A 20,778-nucleotide genomic window follows, 5' to 3' on the forward strand; every position below is an offset into this window, starting at 1 on the left:
GAGTACCAATGAATACGTCTGATAAAGAGAACAATGCTTCCAGTCTGATGCTCGTTGGCAACGGCTTCGACTTGATGCACGATATGAAGACTAGCTGGCGTGATTTTCAAGAATGGTGGCTGTGGAGAATCGGCTCGCCACAAAGCAATTTAGTAAAATTCTTGCAGCTAGCCGCTCCCTTCGATATCGATATTTTTACACTAGGGGCGTTCTTCCTTGACCAGGTTCACTCAGATATCAAAACTGAGAACTTGTACCTGAATAATTCCGAAGATGAAATCGAAGAAGCGATATTTGTAGACCTGTGCGCTGCAGCTGCAGAATCCAATAATTTGAGCGTAAATGGTTATGACAGCCTACTCTGGAGCGATTTTGAATCGTTATTGAAATGCCTAAATCTTCCGAGCGTAGGGTCATCGGATGACGGTGACTGGAAACGAGCAGCTATGGAAGAAGGATCATCCGAAATAATTCGAAATTCGCTAGGGCTTTCGGGCAAGCTTTCCGAATGGCTAAGTACGAAAGCAATGCCGCCGTATCCATTCACTGGCGTGTCGCATGTAATCGCAAATGTCGATTTGCTGGTTTCCTTCAACTACACTGACACGATCGAGCACCTATACGGACGCGAAGTGCTGCATATTCATGGTAGGTTGAACTCAAAAAAAGATGAGCTCATTGTCGGAAGTGGCCCGCACAGCAACAATAGCTACGGCTTGAGCAGCTCGCTTTCATACGATGTAAATAATGATGAGTATCATGACTATATTGAGAAATTCACTCAAGAGAAGAAGCTTGAAGATCGCCTTTCAAGCGTCCGACTAAAGGAAATAACCACTTTAGGTTTTTCTTTCGGCGACGCCGACCACATCTACGTCAAAACACTCGTCGGACACACAACGGAAAATTCGTTGTGGACGGTCTATTTCCATAGCGAAAGCGATATTACTACCGCACAACAAGCGCTTCACAAAGCTGGCTATACCGGTCGATTAGTTTTTGAAAGCAGCAAGGCACTTGCTTCTTAAGCCATATCTGAACTCGTAGGTGATGGTGCCGTCCGTTCCGACTTCGGCATGGACGAGGAGGGTGTGCCAGCGGAAGGGACTGTATTCGCTGCCGATGCCAGTCTCGAGTTTGGCTAGTTGTCGCTGGTTGTGCTCGTAGGCTTTGCGACGGGTCTGCCGGTCGGTTATCTCGTCAGCGATTGCTTTGTGTTCGGCAAGCAGTCGCACGTGTTGTTCGGCGAGGGCGTTGAAGCGTGTTTGGTAGTCGTCTTGGTCGAGTGGCTGACGTGAGTTAGTAGCGATCAGGTCGTCAAGAGCTGTAGCTGCGGCATCGAGTTGCCCGGCGAGTGCTGATTCTTGTGCTTCGAGGTCGCGGGTGTCGAACCGTTTGCGGACGAGCGCGTCAACGTCCACCGCGACGTCTTTCTTCGCCGCGAGTTTCCTGAGAGCTTGGGTGAATGTGTCTTTGATCTGTTGGTCGGTGAGGTGAGGGGTGGAGTCTTTCTCGGTGCCAGCGTATTTGTGGTTGCACCGCCAGGTCCGCTTCTCGTATTTTTGTGCCTGCGTGCCAGGTTTTTGACCCGTGCCAGGATCCGCATTGGCCGCACTTGATCTTGCCGGAGAATTCGCGTGATCGTGAGCTGGAGCGGCGTCCTTTCTTCACGTCGGCGAGTTCGGCTTGGACGAAGTCCCATACTTCTACTGGCACGATCGGCTCATGGTTACCAGTGACGTAGTACTGGGGCATCTCGCCCCCGTTCCTGATCTGCTTTTTGGTGAGGAAGTCAGCGGTGAACATCTTCTGCAGGAGTGCGTCGCCTTTGTATTTCTCGTTGGTGAGGATCCCGCGTATCCCACCGATCGTCCCCGTACTCCGACCTTTTGCAGTGGTATACCCGTATACTTCTAGGTGGTGGGCGATGCCAGACATGGATTGACCTTCGAGGAAGAGCTGCTAGATCAGGCGGACAGTGGCGTCTTGTTCGGGGTTGACGACGAGGTTGCCATCTTCACTTCGGTCGTAACCGAGGAAGTTGGTGAACGGGACAGTGACTTTCCCGTCGGCGAAGCGTTTGCGGTGACCCCAGGTGACGTTCTCTGAGATGGCGCGAGCTTCTTCTTGTACGAGTGAGCTCATGATCGTGATGAGCAGCTCGCCCTTGGCATCAAAAGTCCAGATGGTCTCCTTTTCGAAGTAGACCTCCACGCCTGCGTCTTTGAGTTGACGAACCGTAGTCAACGAGTCGACCGTATTACGCGCGAACCGCGAGACGTACTTGGTGATGATCAGGTCGATCTTGCATGCGACCGCATCTGTGACCATGTTTTGGAAGCCTTCACGCTTCTTGGTGGAGGTACCTGTAATTCCCTCGTCGGTGTAGATGCCTGCGAGCTGCCAACCAGAATGGTTGGTGATGTAGCCGGTGTAGTAGTCGACTTGCGCCTCGTAGGAGGTGACTTGGTCTTCGTGGTCGGTGGACACACGTGCGTAGCCTGCGACTTTGCGGATCACAGGCTGATCGAGGGATTGCCCAGTGAACAGGCGCTTCATTGCTCGGGGTCTGCTGGAGGTTCAATAAAATGCCCAAACTCCCCAGATGGCGTCGACTCCTTGAAGAGTCCCGTCGTCAGGCTCTAGTCGCGATTGACTTCTACAATCGTCCAGGCGACCGACGTAGTTATAGTGATTTCATAGTTCATCTGCATCTCGCCTGGCAGGATCTTCTCCTAGCGTCGCGCATGAAAGACAAATGCCAAATTTATTACCAGGAAAAACGAAAGTATGTGAAGAATCCTGACGGTTCGCGTAAAACATGGGAACTTGGCTGTTGCCTAAAGGAAGAATATGAGGAAAATAATCCTATCCGAAGCAACTTGGAGTTCTTCATTGGGCTACGTAACAGGATTGAGCATAATTTTGAAGATTGCTTACTAGTAGCCACCGCTTCGGAGGCACACGCCTGCATCATCAACTACGAGGCAGAAAACATTCGACGATTTGGAGATGAGTTTACGCTTGGGAATGATCTTAAGATCCCAATTTTTATCCACTCATTACAGCCTGCTGAATATGATTACATGGCAGAGATGCGACGCGGCATACCTCGAGCGACCCTTAACTACATCACAGAATTTATGACAGGACTACCAGGGGAAACTTCCAGCGATGAGAAATTTTCCTATCGACTAGCACTGATGCCAGTGAAGGGCCCAAAAACCGAAGCAGACATGGCTTTGACCTTCGTTAATATTCACGACTTGAGTGAGGATGAAAAGCTTAAACTCATGGGCAAAGAAGGTAGCGAATCATCGCCGAGAAGTTTCGTAACGTCGTTCACGGTGATGAGCTGCTGCCGAAAGTAATCGCCAGGGAGGTGGAAGAACGCATCCCGCTCAAGTTTACTCTCAATGATTTCACCCAGCTTCGGAAAAATTGGGGAATCGGCCCGGCAAAAAGTGGCGACAAAAAGGGGTTGCCTAAATCTGAAACTTTTTGTCTCTACTCCCCGGCATTCAAGAAATTTGTCTACACGCCCAAGTTGCTCGAGCGGATTGTCGCCGCGCTGACCACAGCGGAGAAATTTGAGGAGACTATGGGCAAAAAAAACCGCGCTTGAAGGGGTCGGGCTAGAAAACTGAACAGTTTGGCGTCAGTAGAATCTTTTGGCGGCATATTCCGTTTCGATGACACGGGGGCAGCCTGCGCCGCCGGGCAATTATCAGGCGGCTGGCTTGGTTCGATTGACCTAGTCGCGACACGCGCTACGGCGTCAATGGAGCGCTGATTTTCGCCTAATCACAAGCCATTTCTTCCGTATTCGGGCAACCGTCCAGCGCCCCAGCCCTGTATCCAATCCGCTCCCATTCCCGACCCGGAAGATGCCCACCGTTGTAACCGATCTTCTCCTTGACGTTGTTCCGCAGGTCGTCGATGATGTGCATCGCGGACGCCCGTCCCGCTGCCGCCGGAGAGCCGACCCCGAGCGGCCATGACAATGACACCACCCGGATCCATGTGACGCCTCGCGGAGAAACGGATCTCCGGTCTCCATCCGTCATCTGACGCTGTCGGATATCACCGACTCATCAGTCGCGAATTCAGAGACCGGGGCGGCTGGCGATCAGCTTCATTCGAGGGGCTGACGCCCCGGTACCCGCTCCCCTAACCTACGGTCCCGTATCCTGGGGTTGCGCCCGGCACGGGCGCTATGTCCAAACACACCCCCAGGTTCAAGGATTGATGACGGCATGAAAACCCACGAAGCACATGTCACCCAGAGGATTTCCGGGGAAAACTGCGTCACCCGGGGTATCGACGTCGACTTCACGACAGATACTGGTGACCGGGCCGCCGCACTGAGGAACGCCACCGCAGCGGCCGCCGCCGCCCGGGGGATCGAACCATCGGAGGTGACCCTCAAGGTCTACGACGAGACACCCCTCGACGATTCCAGTTCAGTGATAGTCCGCATCTACCGCGACCCGGAGAATGATCATTTGGACCTCCGGAATCTCATGGTCCCCCGTCTCACGAAGGCACTTGCTGGCGACCCGGATCTGGTTTCCGCTCTGCGCGACGCGACCGGAGCTGGGGCCGGCGAGCTGGTGGTGACGATGGCGCTACCCGACGACCGGCTGTCCGATTGCCTGGTACAGATCGGTGACGATCAGGCGGTGGCGTTCGGGATGCTCGACAACGGACGTGTGCGGTGGCGTGTCTTCGCGGACGTTCCCGGCGCGCCCACCGTGGGGTCCCTCGATCTGACTCCGGCCCATCCTCTCGGCGAGTTGGTCCGGGTCACGGCCCGAGCCGAGGACGGGCGGGGGATTCTCTCGGTTTCCGACCGCTGAGCGATCCGGGACACGTACCATCGGGAGCAGAAACCGGGGCACTCCCCGACGACGTCGAGCACTGACAGGCAGGGCGGAACACCATGGCACGGAAGATCATCCTCGACTGCGATCCGGGACACGATGACGCGGTGGCGCTGATACTCGCGGTCGGCAACCCCGAGATTGATCTGGTCGGGGTGACGACGGTGGGTGGCAACCAGACGCTGGAGAAGGTGACCCGGAATGCGCTCGCCGTTCTCCAGGTGGCAGGCCATCCGGAGATCCCCGTCTACGCGGGCTGCGGGCGACCGCTCGTCCGCGAAGGTGCGGTGGCGGCGCACGTCCACGGCGAATCCGGTCTGGACGGGGTCGAGCTGCCCGAGATCACGGGGGCAGCCGCGGATGGACACGCCGTCGACTTCATCATCGACACGGTCATGTCCTCCGATCCGGGCACGATCACTCTGGTCCCCATCGGACCGCTGACCAACATCGCGATGGCGGTGCGCAAGGAGCCCCAGATCGTGGAGCGTATCCGCGAGGTGGTGCTGATGGGCGGTGGTTACGGAACGGGCAACTGCACGGCGGTCGCCGAATTCAACGTGCACACCGACCCGGAGGCCGCCCACATCGTGTTCAATGAGGACTGGCCGGTGACGATGGTGGGTCTCGATCTCACGCACCAGGCACTCGCCACCGCTGAGGTCGGGGAGGAAATCCGGGCACTAGACAGCGACACGGCCCGTTTCCTGCTGGGGTTGTTCGGCTTCTTCCGCCGCGCGTACAGAGACAATCAGGGTTTCGATGATCCACCGGTGCACGACCCCTGCGCGGTCGCGTACCTCATCGACCCCGAGGTGATGACGACCCGTGCCGCCCCCGTCGACGTGGAGTTGAACGGGTCCTTGACCGCCGGCATGACGGTCGCCGATTTCCGGTCCCCGGTGCCCGAGGGCTGCTCGACCAAGGTTGCAGTCGAGCTCGACCACCGGCGGTTCTGGGACCTCGTGGTCGCCGCGGTGGCGGCGGTCGAATAGCAGTTCCGGTTTTCCCCCCGGGCGCTCCCCTCCCCCGCTGTGCGGGGTCAGTGATCGACCGCACCACGTCCTATTGTCTTACTTATGGCTGGAAGCGGAGGCGAGACGATCCGGGTGACCAGACGCGCGCTCGTGGTCTGGTTGGCGGCGGTCGCCGTCTACATCACCGCGACGACGGGCCGAACCTCCTTCGGGGTCGCCGGTGTCGCCGCCCTGGAGCATTTCCAAATCGATGCGTCCCGGGTCGCGGTCTTCACTGCGGTTCAGGTTGGCGTCTACTCCCTGGCACAGATCCCGATGGGACTCGCCATCGACCGCTTCGGGCCACGGCGGATGCTCGTGGTCGGCGCTGTCATCATGGCCGTCGGCCAGATCGTCCTCGGTTCCACCGGGTCCTTCGCCGTCGCGGTGTCGGCACGCGTGTTGATCGGAGCGGGCGACGCGACGGCGTTCCTCTCTGTGCTCCGGATGCTGCCGAGTTGGTTCCCGCTGCGTAGAGCGCCGTTGATGATGCAGCTGACCTCCGCGCTGGGACAACTCGGGCAGGTGCTCTCTGCCGTCCCGTTCGCCGCAATCCTGTATTCGCGCGGCTGGTCGACGGCCTTCATCTCTCTCGGGGCAACCGGTCTGATCGTTGCGGTAGCGGCCTCTCTCGTCATCCGTGACGTCCCGGAACCGACCCAGACCAGACAACAGTCGGACACACCCGTACAGCTCGCCTCGGCCCTGCACAGCGTGGTCACTCACCCGGCCTGCTGGCAGGGGTTCTTCACCCACTTCACCTGCATCTTCCCGCAGATCGTGTTCACGCTCATCTGGGGCGTTCCATTGATGTCCCTGGGACTCGGCCTGAGCCAGTCACAGGTCAGCACCGCGCTGGTGGCCAACATGGTGGTCATCATGATCGCGAGCCCTCTGGCCGGGCTGGTGTCCGGTCGGGCAGGCCAGAGCCGGGACCGGCTGGTGGTGCTCTCAGCGGTTGTTCTTGCCGGTATCTGGGTGTGGTTCCTCTTCCCTGCCGAACCACGCGGATATGCCGTGCTGATGGCGGTGAATCTGATCATGGCGCTCGTCAGCCCGGCGGGAAACTTCGCCTTCGACACGGTGCGCGAGCATGTCGACCGTCGGGTATTGGCAGCGGGCACGGGACTGGCGAACATGGGCGGTTTCACCGGGGGGATGATCGCGACGCAGGGTATCGGGGTGCTGCTCGACGTCGCGCACACGGGTGGTGAACCGGGCTACGTGTGGTCGGATTTCCAGATTGCGGGCTGGGCGGCGCTCGTCGTGTGGACCGCGGGACTAGCAGGCTTCCTCATGAGCCGCCGTGCGCTGCGGAAACGGATCGCCGCCGGACAGTGATCCGAAGCCCGTTTTTCCGCTCGAACAGGGTTCCGGGGAAGCCTGCCGCTGAACATCCGGTCCACCCCGGTCGCGCACTTCGAGACGTTCGCTCCGCAATTCCTCTACGGTGGTCGGTACCTACCGTTCACCAACCAACAAGGAGACCTCTCATGGAGACCATCTACACCGCAGAAGCGCTGGCGACCGGTGGCGGACGCGACGGCCACGTCCGCACCACAGACGGCCTCGTTGATACGGATCTCGCTCTGCCGAAGACGATGGGGGGAGCGGAGAACGCCCCGAACCCGGAGCTCTTCTTCGCTGCGGGATACGCAGCTTGTTTCCACGGCGCCCTCCAGCTCGTGGCGGGAAACGAGGGTGCATCCATCGACGGGTCTTCCGTCGGTTCCCGGGTGAGCCTGGGCAAGGACGACGAGGGGTTCGCCCTCGCCGTCGAGATCGAGGTCCACATCCCTGGGATGACGTTGGACGACGCCCAGAAACTCGCTGACGCCGCACACACCGTCTGCCCCTATTCCCGGGCGACGCGCGGCAACATCGAGGTCACCGTCACCGCGGTGGAGGACTAGACTCCCACGTCGGCCATTCCCTGGAGCAGCGGAGAGACCCGGTAGCAGCAGCATGGATGTGTGCGCGTCGTGAACGCTCGTACATCTGCAATTGAGGCTGAGGTCCGCTGCCCAGCAGTACTCAGGGACACCGTCCTCAACGGGCTGGAGGCACCGCGACGACGGTCGATGTCGGCGTCTCCCTGGTCTAGGAGCGGTCACGCCGTGAGCCGGTAGACGCCATCAGCATCGACGTTCCGGGCCTGCTGCACAACCAGATCGAATCCGTATGCCGCAACCAGTTCCCTCAACTCATCGAGGTTCCGATCAACGACTCCGCCCCGCCAGACAGTGGTACGAACCTGCACCTCCATTCCGGTACGGGCCGCCGTCTCAGCGACCAGACCGAGCGCCGCAGCGGACCGTTCCGCCACGGCTGGGGTGCACCCGACGACGGGCGGCAGATCCGCCGGGAGCGCCTTGACGTCCAGCCCGATCCAGTCCGGCCGGGTCCGATCATCGTCCAGGAGTACCGCGAGTCGGGCCGGTGCATATCCGCAGGTGTGCAATCCGACTAGAAATCCGCGGCGGTGAGCCTCTCGGATCGCTCCGGGAAGTGACCGGTGCATGGTGGGTTCTCCGCCGCTGATGACCAACCCGTCGAGCAGACCGCGGCGACGCTCCATCAGCTCAAGCACCTCCGCGAAATGATGGGAACCGGTGCCCACGTTCTGCAGGGACGGGTTGTGGCAGTAGACGCACCGCCACGGACATCCCTGCGTGAACACCGTCGCAGTGAGATGGCCTGGCCAGTCCGTCGCGGAGAACGGGATGATCCCCGCAATCGGCAACCCAAGCGCCTCCCGCTCCGTCTCCTTGGTCACAGCGCCGGTTCCGCGAAGTACATCCGCTCGCGGAATTCCCCCTTCTTCCCGGTGTTGAAGCTCGACACCGGGCGGAAATACCCCATGACCCGGGTCCACATCTCGGTTGTCTCCCCGCAGTGCTCGCACGTCGGGTGTTCTCCGGACAGGTAGCCGTGGTTCGGGCAGATGGAGAAGGTCGGTGTGATGGTGATGTACGGCAGCCGGAACGTCTCCAGCGCCCGCCGCACGAGGGTGGAGCAGGCTTCCCCGGAGCTCATCTCGGCCCCCATGTAGAGGTGCAGGACGGTACCTCCGGTGTACTTGACCTGAAGATCCTCCTGCTGGGAGAGCGCGGCGAACGGGTCCGGCGTGTGATCGACCGGCAGTTGGGAGGAGTTGGTGTAGTAGGGCTCGGAGATCGTTCCGGCGTGGATGATTCCGTCGCCGAACCGCCGAATGTCCTCCCGGGCGAACCGGTGGGTCGCCCCTTCCGCGGGCGTGGCCTCGAGGTTGTAGAGGTGCCCGGTCGCCTCCTGCGCCTTCACCAGAAGGGAGTTGATGTGATCCAGGAGGCGCGCGACCTGCGCGTGCCCCTGCGGATCGGTGATGTCGTAAGCGTCGCCGGTGAAGTTCCGGATCATCTCGTTGCACCCGTTGACACCGATGGTGGAGAAGTGGTTGTCCAGACTCGGCAGCCAACGCCGGGTGTGGGGGTACAGGCCGGTGTCGATGAGCTCCGCGATCGTCGCGCGGCGCCGCTCCAGCGTGTCCACCCCGAGTTCCACCAGGCGCTCCACCTCGGCGAGGAGTGCTTCCTCGTCGCCCGCGAACCGGTATCCAAGGCGGGCGCAGTTGAGTGTGACCACGCCGATCGATCCCGTCTGCTCGGCGGAGCCGAACAGCCCGTTGCCCCGGGCGAGGAGTTCCCGGAGATCCAGTTGCAGTCGGCAGCACATGGATCGGATCTGGCCGGGGTCGAGTTCAGAATTGATGAAGTTCTGGAAGTAGGGCAGTCCGTACCGCGCAGTCATGTCGAACAGCCGACGGGCATTGTCACTGTCCCAGTCGAAGTCGCGGGTGATGTTGTAGGTGGGGATCGGGAACGTGAATACCCGGTCGTCGGCGTCGCCCTCCGCCATCACCTCGATGAAGGCGCGGTTGATCAGATCCATCTCCGCACCGAGTTCCCCGTAGGTGAAGTCCATGACCTCTCCACCGATGAACGGGTGGTCCTCGGCGAGATCTCCGGGGCAGGTCCAGTCGAAGGTGAGGTTGGTGAACGGGGTCTGCATCCCCCACCGACTCGGCACGTTGAGGTTGAAGACGAACTCCTGCAGGAGTTGCTTCAGCTGCGGGTAATCGAGACCGTCGATCCGCACGAACGGTGCCATGTAGGTGTCGAAGGAACTGAATGCCTGAGCACCGGCCCACTCATTCTGGAGCGTGCCGAGGAAGTTGACGATCTGTCCGCAGGCCGATGAGAAGTGCTTCGGCGGTGCAGAGCTCACCGAGCCGGGTACTCCCCCGAACCCCTGCTCCAGCAGCTGCCGGAGCGACCACCCCGCGCAGTACCCGGCGAGCATGTCGAGGTCATGGATGTGGATGTCGCCGTCGCGGTGCGCCGCTGCGGCGTCGGGGCTGAACACCTCGCTCAGCCAGTAGTTCGCCACCACTTTCCCGGTGGCATTCAGCATCAGCCCGCCCAGGGAGTAGTCCTGGTTGGCGTTCGCATTCACCCGCCAGTCAGCGCGGGAGAGGTACTCGGTGACGGTGCTCACGGGATCGACCATGTCGGCGGCGTGGCTCACGTGGAGAGGGAGAATTGTGCTCATGCTCGTCACTCTAAGCCTGTAATGACACTGGTGTCATTATTCGAACGCCATTGTGAGAAACACGATATGCGCTCACCGAATGGGTCACAGGAACAATATATGGGATATCAGGCCGGTGGCGAGCCCTCGACGGACCTCCGATTGCCCAGTACGCGCGAGTAGCGGCGGACCCCATCCGTTGTACCGGCAGCACCCGGCCGGGCCTGCACCGACGAAGACAATCACCTCCCCGGAATCCCGAGAACGAGACATCGCTCACGCCTCCGTTCAGCCCCATCCGGGGACGGGGCACACACGTGCCCGGTACCCGCGACCCGAGGACCGACAACCGAATACGCCGGGCCACTGGTGGGTGTTCCCGTTCTCGACGCATGCGCCCGGAGGCGTCCGATCAGCCGGCAGCCGGACCGATAACAATGGCGGAGGGCCAGCACATCGCCGGAGCCACGTTCTCGTGAGTCCGAGGCCGCTGCGCAACCGAGGTTGACCTGCGGTCGGAGTCCTGCTGCAGGATCCGGTGACAGTGGTTCTCTAACCTCGGTGGCTGCCGGCCTCATGACCATCTCAAACTCGACGGCGATCGACCGTCCGGCTCACCTCGTGCCGTCGCCGACGATGGTCAGTCTCCTCGATCCAGATCACGATCGCGATCCGCAGCTCCCCGCGGGTGCGGCATCCCGACAACCGGCCGCCCCCTTCCTCGAGCGGTGTTCTACCCGGAGATCCCTGTGACCCACACTCGGTTCGGCGTCCCAGCGCGGAACAGGCTCTCCACGAGGTCGTCACGGACGGGCCGCCCGGTACGTTACTGCCTGCCGCAACCAGGTTCCCCCGAACACCGACCACCACCGGTCCGCCCAATTCAAAGCCACCGACTCGATGGTGGTGGTTCCAGACTGCTCGCCGGTGTCGATGCGGTGCTGCCGGAGCCACTTGTTCAACGTCACCGGATAGACACCGAAACCCCCGGCAACCCGCCCCACCGAGACGCCGTCCCCACGACTGTGGGACACACCCACGTCACCGCGGAACTTATCTGGGACACGGCCCGGGCAAACTGACATCCTTCCAGCCGGTCCCACCGGGCCAGTCATCTCGAATGTCCCCCATCCCTGCATCAGCCCCCACCGGAAATAGTATGGGACGAGATGACCATATTTCTTGAGCGGCTGTTGTGGACCGTTATTGCGGTGCCCTGCGCCCTGTTGCTGGGGACGTGGACTGGGCGGTGGATCCAGCATTTTCGCCGCAATAGTGTGGCTGGTCACTGCTGTCCCTATCTGGCTGAGACGCCGTAGAGAATGAACCTGCCCTTGATGGTGCATTGTTCCCCCAGAGAGCGGCTCGACGCCTCTTTTCTGGGGGTCTTATTTCTACCCACCGAATCTCATTTGTGCTGTTTGCGCATTGATTCAGTGGTCTGCACTCGCCCCTGATACGGACGCACCCACCGCCAGGGCTTGTGCGTCCCCCTAGACGAGGTCCGATTTCCGACGACGCAGGTGCACTGCCCGTTTTCTCTTTGTCCCGGTCGATTCGACGAATTTGAAGGCGTGGAGTCCGACTCCCGGCCCTCCGCTGTCCGGTCGCTCGGCCACATCGAGCAGACGGCCGGGCTTCTCGCACAGTCGGGCGGCCGCTCCCCCAGAGTATGAGGACGCGATGGTGCTGGTGCTGCCCCTCGGCGCGACGGCGGACGGCGACTCGCAAGGTGATCAACCCGCGAAGGGTACGCACGGACACAAAACCGCGGGCGGCGGAGTCGATGTAGAGCGCCTGCCGGTGGCTGCTCAGATCCGAAAGCCGATCAACGTACCGCGGACCGTACGACCGGCGCCCCAATTTCACGGGCGCTATGGCAGTTGATCTCGCGACTCACACGGGGATGCATGCGGGTGAGGTGCCCGGTGGACGGCTGTGCGGTGTGAGCACTGTGGCGGAACGATCCACGCGGCCCAGCATGCCGGCGGCGCGCCGTTGAAAACGGAGACGCCAGCCGAGACTGGTTCAATCAACGCGGGGCCGGCACATCGACCGGTTGGTCATGCGGCGGGTGAGCGTCGCGGAGCTTACAAGTGCATGGTGCGACTGACGCGGCCTAATACGCGCCGGTGCACATCTACGGGATCAAGGGTGGAATTTTGCCACTGGGGGCACATTCGACACCTTCCGGAACTTCCGCGCGATGAAATCGCGCCGGGCTGGCTTCCCATGTCCACTCTGTCGAAGCGGTTGGGGCATGCAACTGCTTCGGCGACTCTGGATATCTACTCCCGTGTGCTGCCGTCCGGTGCTTCCGATGCCGCTGAGACTGCCGCGGGGCTGGCGCGGGATCAATGCGGCATGGGGGCTGGTGACGGGCCGGGATCATGCAGGGTGAGACGGAGCTAAACGACCTTTTCAGACCTGTTTACCGGGTCGTGCGCCCGAGATCGGCGAAGAGGTTGAAGTTGAACAGGAACGCCGCGCACGCCTCATCGAGCAGACGCTCGCGGTCGCTCGCCTCCAGGGGGAGAGCGTCGAGTGCCGCGCGGTAGCTGTCTTTGTAGGGCTTGACCTTCGGGATCTCTGCGAAGCGGTAGAAGGAGAGCACCTCGGGCCCGAGACCATAGTGGCGCTGCATCATGCGGGCGATGACCTGACCGCCGGAGAGGTCTCCGAGGTAGCGGACGTAGTGGTGTGCGATCAGCCCGGGGGCGTCGGCGGTGTCCGCGATCTCGTTCAGCCGGGCGACGTATGCCACGGTGGAGGGCAGCGGTGTGACGTTTTCCCGCCATTCGGTATCACCGTGGAGCACATCAAGGTCAGCTTCGATGGAGGGGACACGCTCGAGGGCCGGGTCGACGATGGCGGCGGCAATGGGATCGACGGCGACGACGCGCGCAGCGTTCTCAAGGGCCTGATAGAACAACCAGGACTGCTCCTGGAGAGCAATGAAGTCAGAGACCGTAAGGTTGCCTGCCATCAGGTCCTGGGTGAACGTCGAGTACTCAGCCGATTCATGGGCGTCCGCTGTGGATGCCTTGAGAGCCTTGGAGAGCGGGAGGAAATCTGAACCGTTCCGTGGTTGGACTGCTGTGGTCATGTCTGTTCTGCCTTCTTGTTCGTGGGGCAGCGGGGCCCCATCAGCGTTTACGCCTGCCAGGCCACGCGCACCATGCCGTGTTCCGTTGCGATGACCTAACCGTAACTTAGGACACCCTGACCATCTATAGTCCGAATTGTTGATGCTATATCGAACCTCCTACCTCTGTCGGACCTCTACCTCGGGACATTGCCACCGACAGAGGTCATCCACCTTTCCGCCGATGGGCGATGGTCCCGCCGTTTCAGACCCACCACGCCTTGCAGTGCCACGTCGACGGACTCCTCCCCTCAACACCACCTGTGCTGATGCTGTGAGTTCGCCGCGAGGTGTCCGGTGAGAGCCCCGGAGAAGCGATTCCGTTCGGTGTGTCCGGTTAACATTCTCTGCGGTACCGCTCGGTACCACAGAGAAAGAAAGGAACGATGTTGCGTCATACTCATTGGCAACACCGCTGGGCGGCCCCACTGGCCGTCCTCGTCGCGGCCATCGGGCTCGCGAGTCTCTGGGTGTCTGCCCTTCTGGTGGGCGACAAACACTCAACGGCACCGACCGCGGTGACCATCTACGTGCTCCCGCTCCTCGTCACCGGCCTGCTCTACGTAATTCTCGGTCAGGTCTCCATCGTCCGGGACACGAGGTTCCGCTTCGCGAACATCCGGCGTGGAAGCTATCTCCTCATCGCCGGGGTGATCATCAGTTCCGTGTTCTTCCTCTCCCCGCCCCCCGGGGGGTTCACGTCCCCGTCAGCCGGTTCCGTGCTTTTCTTCGTGGTGGGCGCCCTTCTGACCGGGCTCTGGGAGGAACTCCTGTGTCGCGGTCTGATCCAGAACATTCTGGTCGAGGCCTTCGGAACCGACCGGCGGCGAACCTGGTGGTCGATCGCCGCGGCGTCCGCGGTTTTCGCGGTGATGCACTTCATCCGTCTCACCACCGATCCGCAGCTGGCACTGACCGTGACCACCCAGGTCCTCTACGCGTTCGCGATCGGACTGCTGCTGGGTGTCATCTACCATTTCACGAGGGATCTGGTGACGGTGATTCTCCTGCACGCGCTGTTCAACATGCTGGGCGGTATCGGTGATCTGTTCGTCCCGCCGCCTTCCGGGTCCGCGACGGACATGCCCCTCATCGGCGCGGTGATCCTCCTCGCCGTGCTGATGCCCGCCATCTGGGTGGCGCGCCACATGTATGTGCGAGAGGCCGCGAAGGCATAGCCCGTGTGGGATTCGTGCCCCTCGGGAGCCGTTCCACCGAGGAACCTCGGGCCTCCTCATCGACCCTGTCTCATCCATGAGACGGGGTCTTCGCGTGTCCGCCAACCACCACGACGGAAACCCGCCCATCACGCGCGCAGTTCTCCCACACATCACGGGACATCGGGGTGGCGACCACCCGGCCATCCCCGTTCCGCCACAGTTCCCCCAGCAACGACCACGGTTTCCCCGCTCCGCAAGCCGCGATACCCGTTTCTCGACCGGGCAGGAGAAGCTATCCCGGAGCAAAGCGAATTCTCTACACTGCTTCCCGGGTCGTGAACGACTGCGGTCACGGACACTGCTGCGGGGACCTCGGCCGAAAACCTCAGACCGCCATCACGGTTGATGCTCGGAGAGCCCCCACATGAACTGACAGTCGACACGAGGACCGTTCCTGATCGGCGTCTACAGTGTGGTCGCCGTCATCTGCGGGGTCGTTTTCACCTTGCTGACACTCCCGCTGGCCACCGGCATAGTGGTGGAGCTGATGGGGATGCGGCCAGGGGAAGATCCCCGGTAACTGCTTCCGGTTCTGGGATTCTGCATCGCCGGTGTAACGGTCGTGTTCGTGGACCTCCATTCCCTGCACCTCCTGTTCAGCGGATGGAGCTCCTGGAGTTTCATCCGCTCGGTGCGGGCCGCATTGACCGTCGATCTCATTGCTGTGCCGGCAGCGACGATGTACCTCGTGGCGTTGGGTGGAGGATTCACCGGTGAATCGGCGTTTATCTCGGTCGGAGTGATCGCCGGAATGTCTGCACAATCGGTCTCTGCCCCCTGGGATTGCGAGGCCCCTCCTCAGGGGATGTCCGGGATGGACGACGTCGGGATCCCGTATGTGCTCTGTTTCGGTGTCGCCGGTGCATCCGTTGGACTTCTGGACCTGTAGTCCGGGTACCTCACTACCCGCGGCTGGAACTCGCGACGCTTCATCGGGGCAGTGTTCGTGGGATTGATCGTGTACACCGTGGCCGCGATCGGATCAACGGTCTGGTTCGTCGAGATGACCTGACTGTTCAGCGGCCCGGGGGTATTCCTGGTGTTCGGAACAGCCGTCGGGGGACTTTAGGAGATTGTGCTCTGCGGACTGCGGTTGGGCATGCCGGGCGGTGACGCGCCTACGCCCTACACATCTCCTCTCAATTCGGACGCCTCTGTGTCGTTCTCATCCGACCGAACAACCCGCGCTGCACACCGGTAGCCGGTCCTCTGTCCGGGTCAGTTCCGTGGATGACACCCACGGAGGAGAGCTCACCGGAGCGGGAGGTGTCCGCGTTCCGGGACGCCTCGACCACCGGTACAGCACAGCGTGCGACACCCGGTCACGGTGAACGCCACAGCGTCCCGCGTCCTGGAGCCTCAGTGGAACCACCTCCTAAGGTTCGAAGGTGGGTTCGCCCCAGAACACCTCGTCGACGACCTGCCGGGCCCGGCGGGTGACCTTTAGGTAGTACTCGAGGAACTCCTGGTAGCGGCTCGGGTCCCAGCCCGCGGCACCGGCGACCTGCGCCAGTTGCGGTCCGGCAGGCGGGAGTTGGTCGGTTCGTTTCCCGCGCACGAGGACCAGTGCGTTGCGGGCGCGGGTGGCGGTCAGCCACGCGGTCCGGAGGCGTTCGACCTTTCCGTCATCGAGGATGCCGTGGTCCTCGATGACGTCGAGGACCTCGAGGGTCGAGGTGTTGTGCAGCTCGGGGACCTCGTGTGTATGCAGCATCGTGAGCAGCTGGACGGTCCACTCGATGTCCGTGAGGGCCCCACGGCCAAGCTTGGTGTGGGTCTTCCGGTCCGCACCGCGCGGGAGCCGTTCGTTATCCACCCTGGCCTTCATCCGACGAACCTCACGGACGGTGTCCGCGCTGATGCCCTCCGGCGGGTAGCGGAACCGGTCGATGGCGGTCAGGAACCGATTCCCGACGTCGGGGTCACCGGCGATGGCGGTGGCGCGCAGAAGGGCCTGGATCTCCCAGGTCTCCCCCCACTTCTCGTAGTACCTCTCGTACGACTCAATGGTGCGGACGATCGCCCCGGAGCGTCCCTCCGGTCGGAGACCGAGATCGACTTCCAGTGGCGGATCGTCACTCGGCTTCGACAGGCGTCTCCGGAGACGGTCACAGATACCGATGGACCATTTGACCGCGTCAGAGTCGTTCACCCCGTCAGCCGGTTCACACACGAACATCACGTCCGCGTCGGACCCGTATCCAAGTTCAGCACCGCCGAGGCGTCCCATTCCGATGACGGCGATCCGCGCGAGGGGACCATCAACGGAGTTTGCGTCAGCCGCAGCCATCTCGACCCGCAACGCGGCTTCCAGAACAGCGTCCCAGACGAGCGACAGACTGCGACAGACCTCCTTGACGTCCATCATGCCGAGTAGATCGGCGGCGGCGACGCGGGCGAGCTCGGCGCGGCGAAGGGAGCGGGCGGTCGCGATGGCCTTGTCCGGATTCGTGTGTCGGCAGGCGGCGCTGACGAGAGACTTGGACACTGTGTCCGGGTTGGTGTCCAGGAGTTTCGGCCCATTCGCCCCATCGCCCAGCCGTTTGACGGTGTCCGGGGTGGATAAGATCAGGTCGGAGACATAGGGGGAGTTCCCGAGGATCTTCATGAGCCGCTGACCAACAATCCCCTCGTCCCGCAACATGCGCAGGAACCACTGCCTGTCGGTGACAGCCTCGGACAGTTTCCGGTAGTTGAGGAGACCTGCGTCCGGATCGGCGGTGGTGGACAGCCACTCCATGAGGGTGGGCAACAGCATCGCCTGGATCTTCGCCCGGCGCGAACCCCCGGACGCCAGTGCCTGCAGGTGCTCGTAGGCGCGGTCTGGAAACTGGTAACGGAGAGCGGCAAGCTGGAGCTTCGCCGATTCGGCGGAGAGTCGGAGGGTCTCGACGGGGAGGTTGACCACGGAGTTGAGCAGCGGCCGGTAGAACAGTTTGGCGTGCAGTGACGAGATCTGGCGGACGACCCGGCGGTGCTCCTCCAGCATGGAGACGGAGAGTGAGGTGTGCCCGGATCCGCGGATCCCGGAGGTACGCGCGAGCCAGCGCAGAGCCGCTTCGTCGTCGGGTTCGGGCATCGTGTGTGTGCGCCGAACCCGCTGCAGCTGGAGCCTGTGCTCAAGCAGACGCATGAATTCGTAGGCACCAATCAGGGTCTGTCCGTCTTCGCGGCCGATATAGCCTGCCTTGATGAGGGCACCGAGTGCGTCGACGGTGGAGGTGACCCGGAGTGTCTCGTCGGATCGACCATGCACCATCTGCAGCAATTGGACGGCGAATTCGACGTCACGGAGTCCGCCACGCCCGAGTTTGAGTTCGCGGTCGCGGAGGTTCTCCGGGACGTTGTCGATCACCCGACGGCGCATCGCTTGGACGTCGTCCACGAAACTCTCCCGGCGGCTGGCATCCCACACCATCGGGTTGAGGGCATCGAGGTAGGCGTGTCCAAGCCCCCGGTCGCCGGTCATGGGGCGGGCTTTGAGCAGCGCCTGGAACTCCCAGGTGTGGGCCCACCGTTTGTAGTACGCGATGTGGGATTCGAGGGTACGGACGAGGGCACCGTGCTTGCCCTCGGGCCGGAGGGCTGCGTCGACCTCGAAGAAGGCGCGGCAGCCGATGCGGATGAACTCGCCGGCGAGCCGGGTCGCGCGACTGTGCGCCGGTTCGGCGATGAAGATGACGTCGACATCTGAGATGTAGTTCAGTTCGCGGGCACCGCATTTGCCCATCGCCATGACGGCGATCCGGGTGTCGAGGGGCCTGTCGCCGTACACACCGCCGACCGCAACGGCGAGCGCAGCGGTCAGTGCGGCATCCGCGAGGTCGGTGAGCAGGCCCGCGACCACGGTGAACGGAACCTCCGGCTGGCCGACGCGGCGTGGCGACTCGGGGTAAGTGCCTGCGAGGTCGTGGGCGGCGATCCGCATGAGCAGGGTCCGGTAGGTGCGGCGCAGTTCCTGCTCAGCCTCCCTACCGGTCATCCGTGCCCGGTAGGTGCCTGCCGCGGAGAGGTACTCGTTGGCGGCGTCGTCCGACTCCTCCCCCTCAGAAAGTGCGAAGGTGGCGGGGACCGCGTCCACGCAGCCGAGCATTGCCTGTGTCATCTCGGCGCGGTCCGGTGCGGGTTTCGCCAAGAGCGGCCACAGCCCGGGATTCGCGACGAGGTGGTCACCGAGTGCGGTGGATGCGCCGAGCAACGAGATCAGCCGCACGCGGAGTGGGAGGTCCTCACGTAGCTGCCGGTCGAGTTCCCGGCGAGACTCCCCCATCTCGCCTTTCGGGACGCCGTCGGCGGCGTCGAGTGCCTCCATCAACCGGACAAGGGAGTTCAACGCCAGATCGGGGTCGCCTGCCCCGGAGAGGGACCACAGGAGATCGACGGATTCCAGGTTCATCCACCCGAGCCAGTCGAGGTCCCTCGCGGCACCCCGGCCATTGAGACTGAGGCCTGCCGGGGTCGGCAGCGTCTTGCGGGTGGATCGAGCGTGTTTCATGAGGGTGCGGGTCCTCCCTGGGGCCGGTCCTCAACCCCGGAGACGTAGGCGAGTTAGTAGTCGAGGTTGGTGCGCAGCTCCCACTGGGTGATCTGCGCCTGGTAATCGTGCCATTCCCGCCATTTGTTGCGCAGGAAGAACTCAAAGACGTGCTCCCCGAGGGTGTCTGCGACGAGTTCGGACTGCTCCATAATCCGCAGCGCCTGGTCGAGAGAGGTGGGCAGGTCCTTGTATCCCAGGGCGCGACGTTCCCGCCGGGTCAGCGAGGAGATGTCATCCTCGGCGGGCTCGCCCAGTTCATACCCCTCACGGATGCCCCTGAGTCCGGCGGCAAGCAGCACCGAGTACGCGAGGTACGGATTGCATCCGGAGTCGAGGTTGCGGACCTCAATCCGTTTGGAATCGACGTTACCGGGCCGGTAGTTCGGCACCCGGATCAGTGCGGACCGGTTGGACAGTCCCCAGGTTGCCGAGGTGGGAGCCTCGGATCCGAAGACGATCCGCTTGTAGGAGTTCACCCACTGGTTCGTCACCGCGGAGATCTCCGGGGCATGTTCGATGATGCCCGCGATGAAGCTGCGCGCGGTCCGCGACAGGTTGTACGGATCATCCGGATCATGGAAGGCGTTGGAGTCCCCCTCGAACAGGGACATGTGGGTGTGCATACCGGAACCGGCGTGATCCGTGAACGGTTTCGGCATGAATGTGGCGCGCACGTTGTTCAGTAGAGCCACCTGCTTGATGAGGTAGCGGAAGCTCATAATGTTGTCGCTCATCGTCAGGGCGTCGGCGTAACGGAGGTCGATCTCCTGCTGTCCCGGTGCGGTCTCGTGGTGGGAGAACTCGACGGAAATACCCATGTACTCGAGGGCCTCGATCGCATCCCTCCGGAAGTTCGGGGCATCATCGTGGACCGCCTGGTCGAAATAGCCGCCGTTGTCTGTCGGCACCGGCGGCTGGCCGTCCGTATCGAGGGATTTGACCAGGAAGAATTCGATCTCCGGGTGGATGTTGCACACGAACCCGTCATCGGCGGCGGCTGTCGTCTGGCGGCGCAGAACCTGTCGGGGATCAGCCCAGGACGGCTGGCCGTCGGGCATCGTGATGTCGCAGAACATCCGTGCCTGCTTCGGGGAGCTCTCGTCCCGGTCGAACGGGAGCACCTGGAACGTCGAGGGATCCGGGCGGGCGATGGTATCCGCCTCACTGACCCGCGAGAACCCCTCGATGGCCGAACCGTCGAATCCGATGCCGTCCGCAAACGCGGTCTCGAGCTCCGCCGGCGCAACCGCCACGGACTTCAGGTATCCGAGGACATCGGTGAACCAGAGCCGGACGAACCGGATCTCCCGCTCTTCAACGGTGCGCAGGACGAATTCCTGTTGACTGTTCATGACATCCAACTGTAGCGGTCCGGGCATTTCCGGGTCGGGGGTATACTCTTCGGCTG

20 protein-coding genes are annotated in these 20,778 nt (G+C 62.1%); 10 read left to right on the forward strand and 10 right to left on the reverse strand.

The features are described 5' to 3' along the window. Window positions 1–8: 8 nt before the first annotated feature. A complete protein-coding gene (locus JDV76_RS08040) occupies window positions 9–1,028 on the forward strand; it encodes an AbiH family protein (protein WP_198736325.1) in 1,020 nt (339 codons plus the stop codon). Here the strand turns inward: JDV76_RS08040 and JDV76_RS12600 are convergent. Genes JDV76_RS12600 through JDV76_RS12610 form a run of 3 tightly spaced genes read right to left on the reverse strand, consistent with a single transcriptional unit; the run spans window position 993 to window position 2,559 of the window. Next, complete coding sequence (locus tag JDV76_RS12600) at window positions 993–1,421, reverse strand: hypothetical protein (RefSeq protein ID WP_232958973.1); 429 nt, start codon at window positions 1,419–1,421, stop codon at window positions 993–995. The genes JDV76_RS08040 and JDV76_RS12600 overlap by 36 nt on opposite strands. Next, window positions 1,411–1,938: a recombinase family protein gene (locus tag JDV76_RS12605; RefSeq protein ID WP_232958975.1), complete on the reverse strand. Its 528-nt coding sequence runs from the start codon at window positions 1,936–1,938 to the stop codon at window positions 1,411–1,413. Before JDV76_RS12605 ends, JDV76_RS12600 begins: the two co-directional genes overlap by 11 nt. A 24-nt stretch (window positions 1,939–1,962) precedes the next feature. After that, window positions 1,963–2,559, reverse strand: coding sequence for a recombinase family protein (locus tag JDV76_RS12610; protein ID WP_232958977.1), 597 nt, complete (start codon window positions 2,557–2,559; stop codon window positions 1,963–1,965). Window positions 2,560–2,588: 29 nt separating this feature from the next. Here JDV76_RS12610 and JDV76_RS08050 point away from each other — a divergent pair, with 29 nt between their 5' ends. Both JDV76_RS08050 and JDV76_RS08055 read left to right on the forward strand, forming a co-directional pair. Then, window positions 2,589–3,371 (forward strand): DUF3644 domain-containing protein, encoded by a 783-nt coding sequence (locus JDV76_RS08050; protein WP_198736326.1) that lies wholly within the window; start codon window positions 2,589–2,591, stop codon window positions 3,369–3,371. Window positions 3,372–3,382: 11 nt separating this feature from the next. Next, complete coding sequence (locus JDV76_RS08055; RefSeq protein WP_198736327.1) at window positions 3,383–3,625, forward strand: hypothetical protein; 243 nt, start codon at window positions 3,383–3,385, stop codon at window positions 3,623–3,625. A gap of 175 nt (window positions 3,626–3,800) precedes the next feature. Here the strand turns inward: JDV76_RS08055 and JDV76_RS08060 are convergent, their stop codons facing one another. Continuing rightward, window positions 3,801–4,010, reverse strand: coding sequence for a hypothetical protein (locus tag JDV76_RS08060; protein ID WP_198736328.1), 210 nt, complete (start codon window positions 4,008–4,010; stop codon window positions 3,801–3,803). A gap of 246 nt (window positions 4,011–4,256) precedes the next feature. On the opposite strand from JDV76_RS08060, the gene JDV76_RS08065 reads away from it, so the two are divergent. The 4 genes from JDV76_RS08065 to JDV76_RS08080 all read left to right on the forward strand — a co-directional run bounded on the left by JDV76_RS08065 (window position 4,257) and on the right by JDV76_RS08080 (window position 7,812). Further along, on the forward strand, window positions 4,257–4,859 hold the full coding sequence (locus JDV76_RS08065; RefSeq protein ID WP_198736329.1) for a hypothetical protein: 603 nt from the start codon (window positions 4,257–4,259) through the stop codon (window positions 4,857–4,859). A gap of 83 nt (window positions 4,860–4,942) precedes the next feature. Continuing rightward, window positions 4,943–5,878, forward strand: coding sequence for a uridine-preferring nucleoside hydrolase UriH (gene uriH / locus JDV76_RS08070; protein WP_198736330.1), 936 nt, complete (start codon window positions 4,943–4,945; stop codon window positions 5,876–5,878). Between the two features lie 84 nt (window positions 5,879–5,962). Further along, the gene (locus tag JDV76_RS08075) at window positions 5,963–7,240 is read left to right on the forward strand and encodes an MFS transporter (protein ID WP_198736331.1); all 1,278 of its coding nucleotides are present in this window, start codon (window positions 5,963–5,965) and stop codon (window positions 7,238–7,240) included. 152 nt (window positions 7,241–7,392) lie between these two features. Continuing rightward, the gene (locus JDV76_RS08080; RefSeq protein WP_198736332.1) at window positions 7,393–7,812 is read left to right on the forward strand and encodes an organic hydroperoxide resistance protein; all 420 of its coding nucleotides are present in this window, start codon (window positions 7,393–7,395) and stop codon (window positions 7,810–7,812) included. A 197-nt stretch (window positions 7,813–8,009) separates the two neighbouring features. Here the strand turns inward: JDV76_RS08080 and JDV76_RS08085 are convergent, their stop codons facing one another. After that, window positions 8,010–8,675: an anaerobic ribonucleoside-triphosphate reductase activating protein gene (locus JDV76_RS08085; protein WP_198736333.1), complete on the reverse strand. Its 666-nt coding sequence runs from the start codon at window positions 8,673–8,675 to the stop codon at window positions 8,010–8,012. Next, window positions 8,672–10,447 (reverse strand): ribonucleoside triphosphate reductase, encoded by a 1,776-nt coding sequence (locus tag JDV76_RS08090; protein WP_198736465.1) that lies wholly within the window; start codon window positions 10,445–10,447, stop codon window positions 8,672–8,674. Before JDV76_RS08090 ends, JDV76_RS08085 begins: the two co-directional genes overlap by 4 nt. Window positions 10,448–11,044: 597 nt before the next feature. Here JDV76_RS08090 and JDV76_RS08095 point away from each other — a divergent pair. After that, window positions 11,045–11,221: a hypothetical protein gene (locus tag JDV76_RS08095; RefSeq protein ID WP_198736334.1), complete on the forward strand. Its 177-nt coding sequence runs from the start codon at window positions 11,045–11,047 to the stop codon at window positions 11,219–11,221. Between the two features lie 50 nt (window positions 11,222–11,271). Here JDV76_RS08095 and JDV76_RS08100 read toward each other — a convergent pair whose 3' ends face one another. Beyond that, on the reverse strand, window positions 11,272–11,502 hold the full coding sequence (locus JDV76_RS08100) for a hypothetical protein (protein WP_198736335.1): 231 nt from the start codon (window positions 11,500–11,502) through the stop codon (window positions 11,272–11,274). Window positions 11,503–12,899: 1,397 nt separating this feature from the next. Further along, window positions 12,900–13,574 carry a biliverdin-producing heme oxygenase gene (locus JDV76_RS08105; RefSeq protein WP_198736336.1) on the reverse strand — a complete coding sequence of 225 codons (675 nt, stop codon included), beginning with the start codon at window positions 13,572–13,574 and terminating at the stop codon, window positions 12,900–12,902. Between the two features lie 425 nt (window positions 13,575–13,999). On the opposite strand from JDV76_RS08105, the gene JDV76_RS08110 reads away from it, so the two are divergent. Both JDV76_RS08110 and JDV76_RS08115 read left to right on the forward strand, forming a co-directional pair. Beyond that, window positions 14,000–14,791, forward strand: a complete 792-nt coding sequence (locus JDV76_RS08110) for a CPBP family intramembrane glutamic endopeptidase (protein WP_198736337.1) — start codon at window positions 14,000–14,002, stop codon at window positions 14,789–14,791. A 610-nt stretch (window positions 14,792–15,401) separates the two neighbouring features. After that, window positions 15,402–15,722, forward strand: a complete 321-nt coding sequence (locus tag JDV76_RS08115) for a hypothetical protein (RefSeq protein WP_198736338.1) — start codon at window positions 15,402–15,404, stop codon at window positions 15,720–15,722. Window positions 15,723–16,208: 486 nt separating this feature from the next. Here JDV76_RS08115 and JDV76_RS08120 read toward each other — a convergent pair whose 3' ends face one another. Together JDV76_RS08120 and JDV76_RS08125 are read right to left on the reverse strand one after the other, a co-directional pair. After that, complete coding sequence (locus JDV76_RS08120) at window positions 16,209–19,328, reverse strand: bifunctional [glutamine synthetase] adenylyltransferase/[glutamine synthetase]-adenylyl-L-tyrosine phosphorylase (protein WP_198736339.1); 3,120 nt, start codon at window positions 19,326–19,328, stop codon at window positions 16,209–16,211. 53 nt (window positions 19,329–19,381) lie between these two features. Beyond that, window positions 19,382–20,722: a glutamine synthetase family protein gene (locus JDV76_RS08125; RefSeq protein ID WP_198736340.1), complete on the reverse strand. Its 1,341-nt coding sequence runs from the start codon at window positions 20,720–20,722 to the stop codon at window positions 19,382–19,384. Window positions 20,723–20,778 lie beyond the last annotated feature (56 nt).

Origin of the sequence: Corynebacterium marambiense, from assembly GCF_016342275.1 — a bacterium.
Taxonomy (GTDB): Bacteria; Actinomycetota; Actinomycetes; order Mycobacteriales; family Mycobacteriaceae; genus Corynebacterium; species Corynebacterium marambiense.

What these genes read in the sequence shown, in the direction of transcription:
- JDV76_RS08050 (WP_198736326.1), top strand. Translation starts at nt 2,589, where the DNA reads ATGCCCAAACTCCCCAGATGGCGTCGACTCCTTGAAGAGTCCCGTCGT.
- JDV76_RS08125 (WP_198736340.1), bottom strand. Translation starts at nt 20,722, where the DNA reads ATGAACAGTCAACAGGAATTCGTCCTGCGCACCGTTGAAGAGCGGGAG.
- JDV76_RS12610 (WP_232958977.1), bottom strand. Translation starts at nt 2,559, where the DNA reads ATGAAGCGCCTGTTCACTGGGCAATCCCTCGATCAGCCTGTGATCCGC.
- JDV76_RS08090 (WP_198736465.1), bottom strand. Translation starts at nt 10,447, where the DNA reads ATGGTCGATCCCGTGAGCACCGTCACCGAGTACCTCTCCCGCGCTGAC.
- JDV76_RS12605 (WP_232958975.1), bottom strand. Translation starts at nt 1,938, where the DNA reads ATGTCTGGCATCGCCCACCACCTAGAAGTATACGGGTATACCACTGCA.
- JDV76_RS08040 (WP_198736325.1), top strand. Translation starts at nt 9, where the DNA reads ATGAATACGTCTGATAAAGAGAACAATGCTTCCAGTCTGATGCTCGTT.
- JDV76_RS08080 (WP_198736332.1), top strand. Translation starts at nt 7,393, where the DNA reads ATGGAGACCATCTACACCGCAGAAGCGCTGGCGACCGGTGGCGGACGC.
- JDV76_RS08110 (WP_198736337.1), top strand. Translation starts at nt 14,000, where the DNA reads ATGTTGCGTCATACTCATTGGCAACACCGCTGGGCGGCCCCACTGGCC.
- uriH (WP_198736330.1), top strand. Translation starts at nt 4,943, where the DNA reads ATGGCACGGAAGATCATCCTCGACTGCGATCCGGGACACGATGACGCG.
- JDV76_RS08105 (WP_198736336.1), bottom strand. Translation starts at nt 13,574, where the DNA reads ATGACCACAGCAGTCCAACCACGGAACGGTTCAGATTTCCTCCCGCTC.
- JDV76_RS08075 (WP_198736331.1), top strand. Translation starts at nt 5,963, where the DNA reads ATGGCTGGAAGCGGAGGCGAGACGATCCGGGTGACCAGACGCGCGCTC.
- JDV76_RS08065 (WP_198736329.1), top strand. Translation starts at nt 4,257, where the DNA reads ATGAAAACCCACGAAGCACATGTCACCCAGAGGATTTCCGGGGAAAAC.
- JDV76_RS08095 (WP_198736334.1), top strand. Translation starts at nt 11,045, where the DNA reads ATGACCATCTCAAACTCGACGGCGATCGACCGTCCGGCTCACCTCGTG.
- JDV76_RS08120 (WP_198736339.1), bottom strand. Translation starts at nt 19,328, where the DNA reads ATGAAACACGCTCGATCCACCCGCAAGACGCTGCCGACCCCGGCAGGC.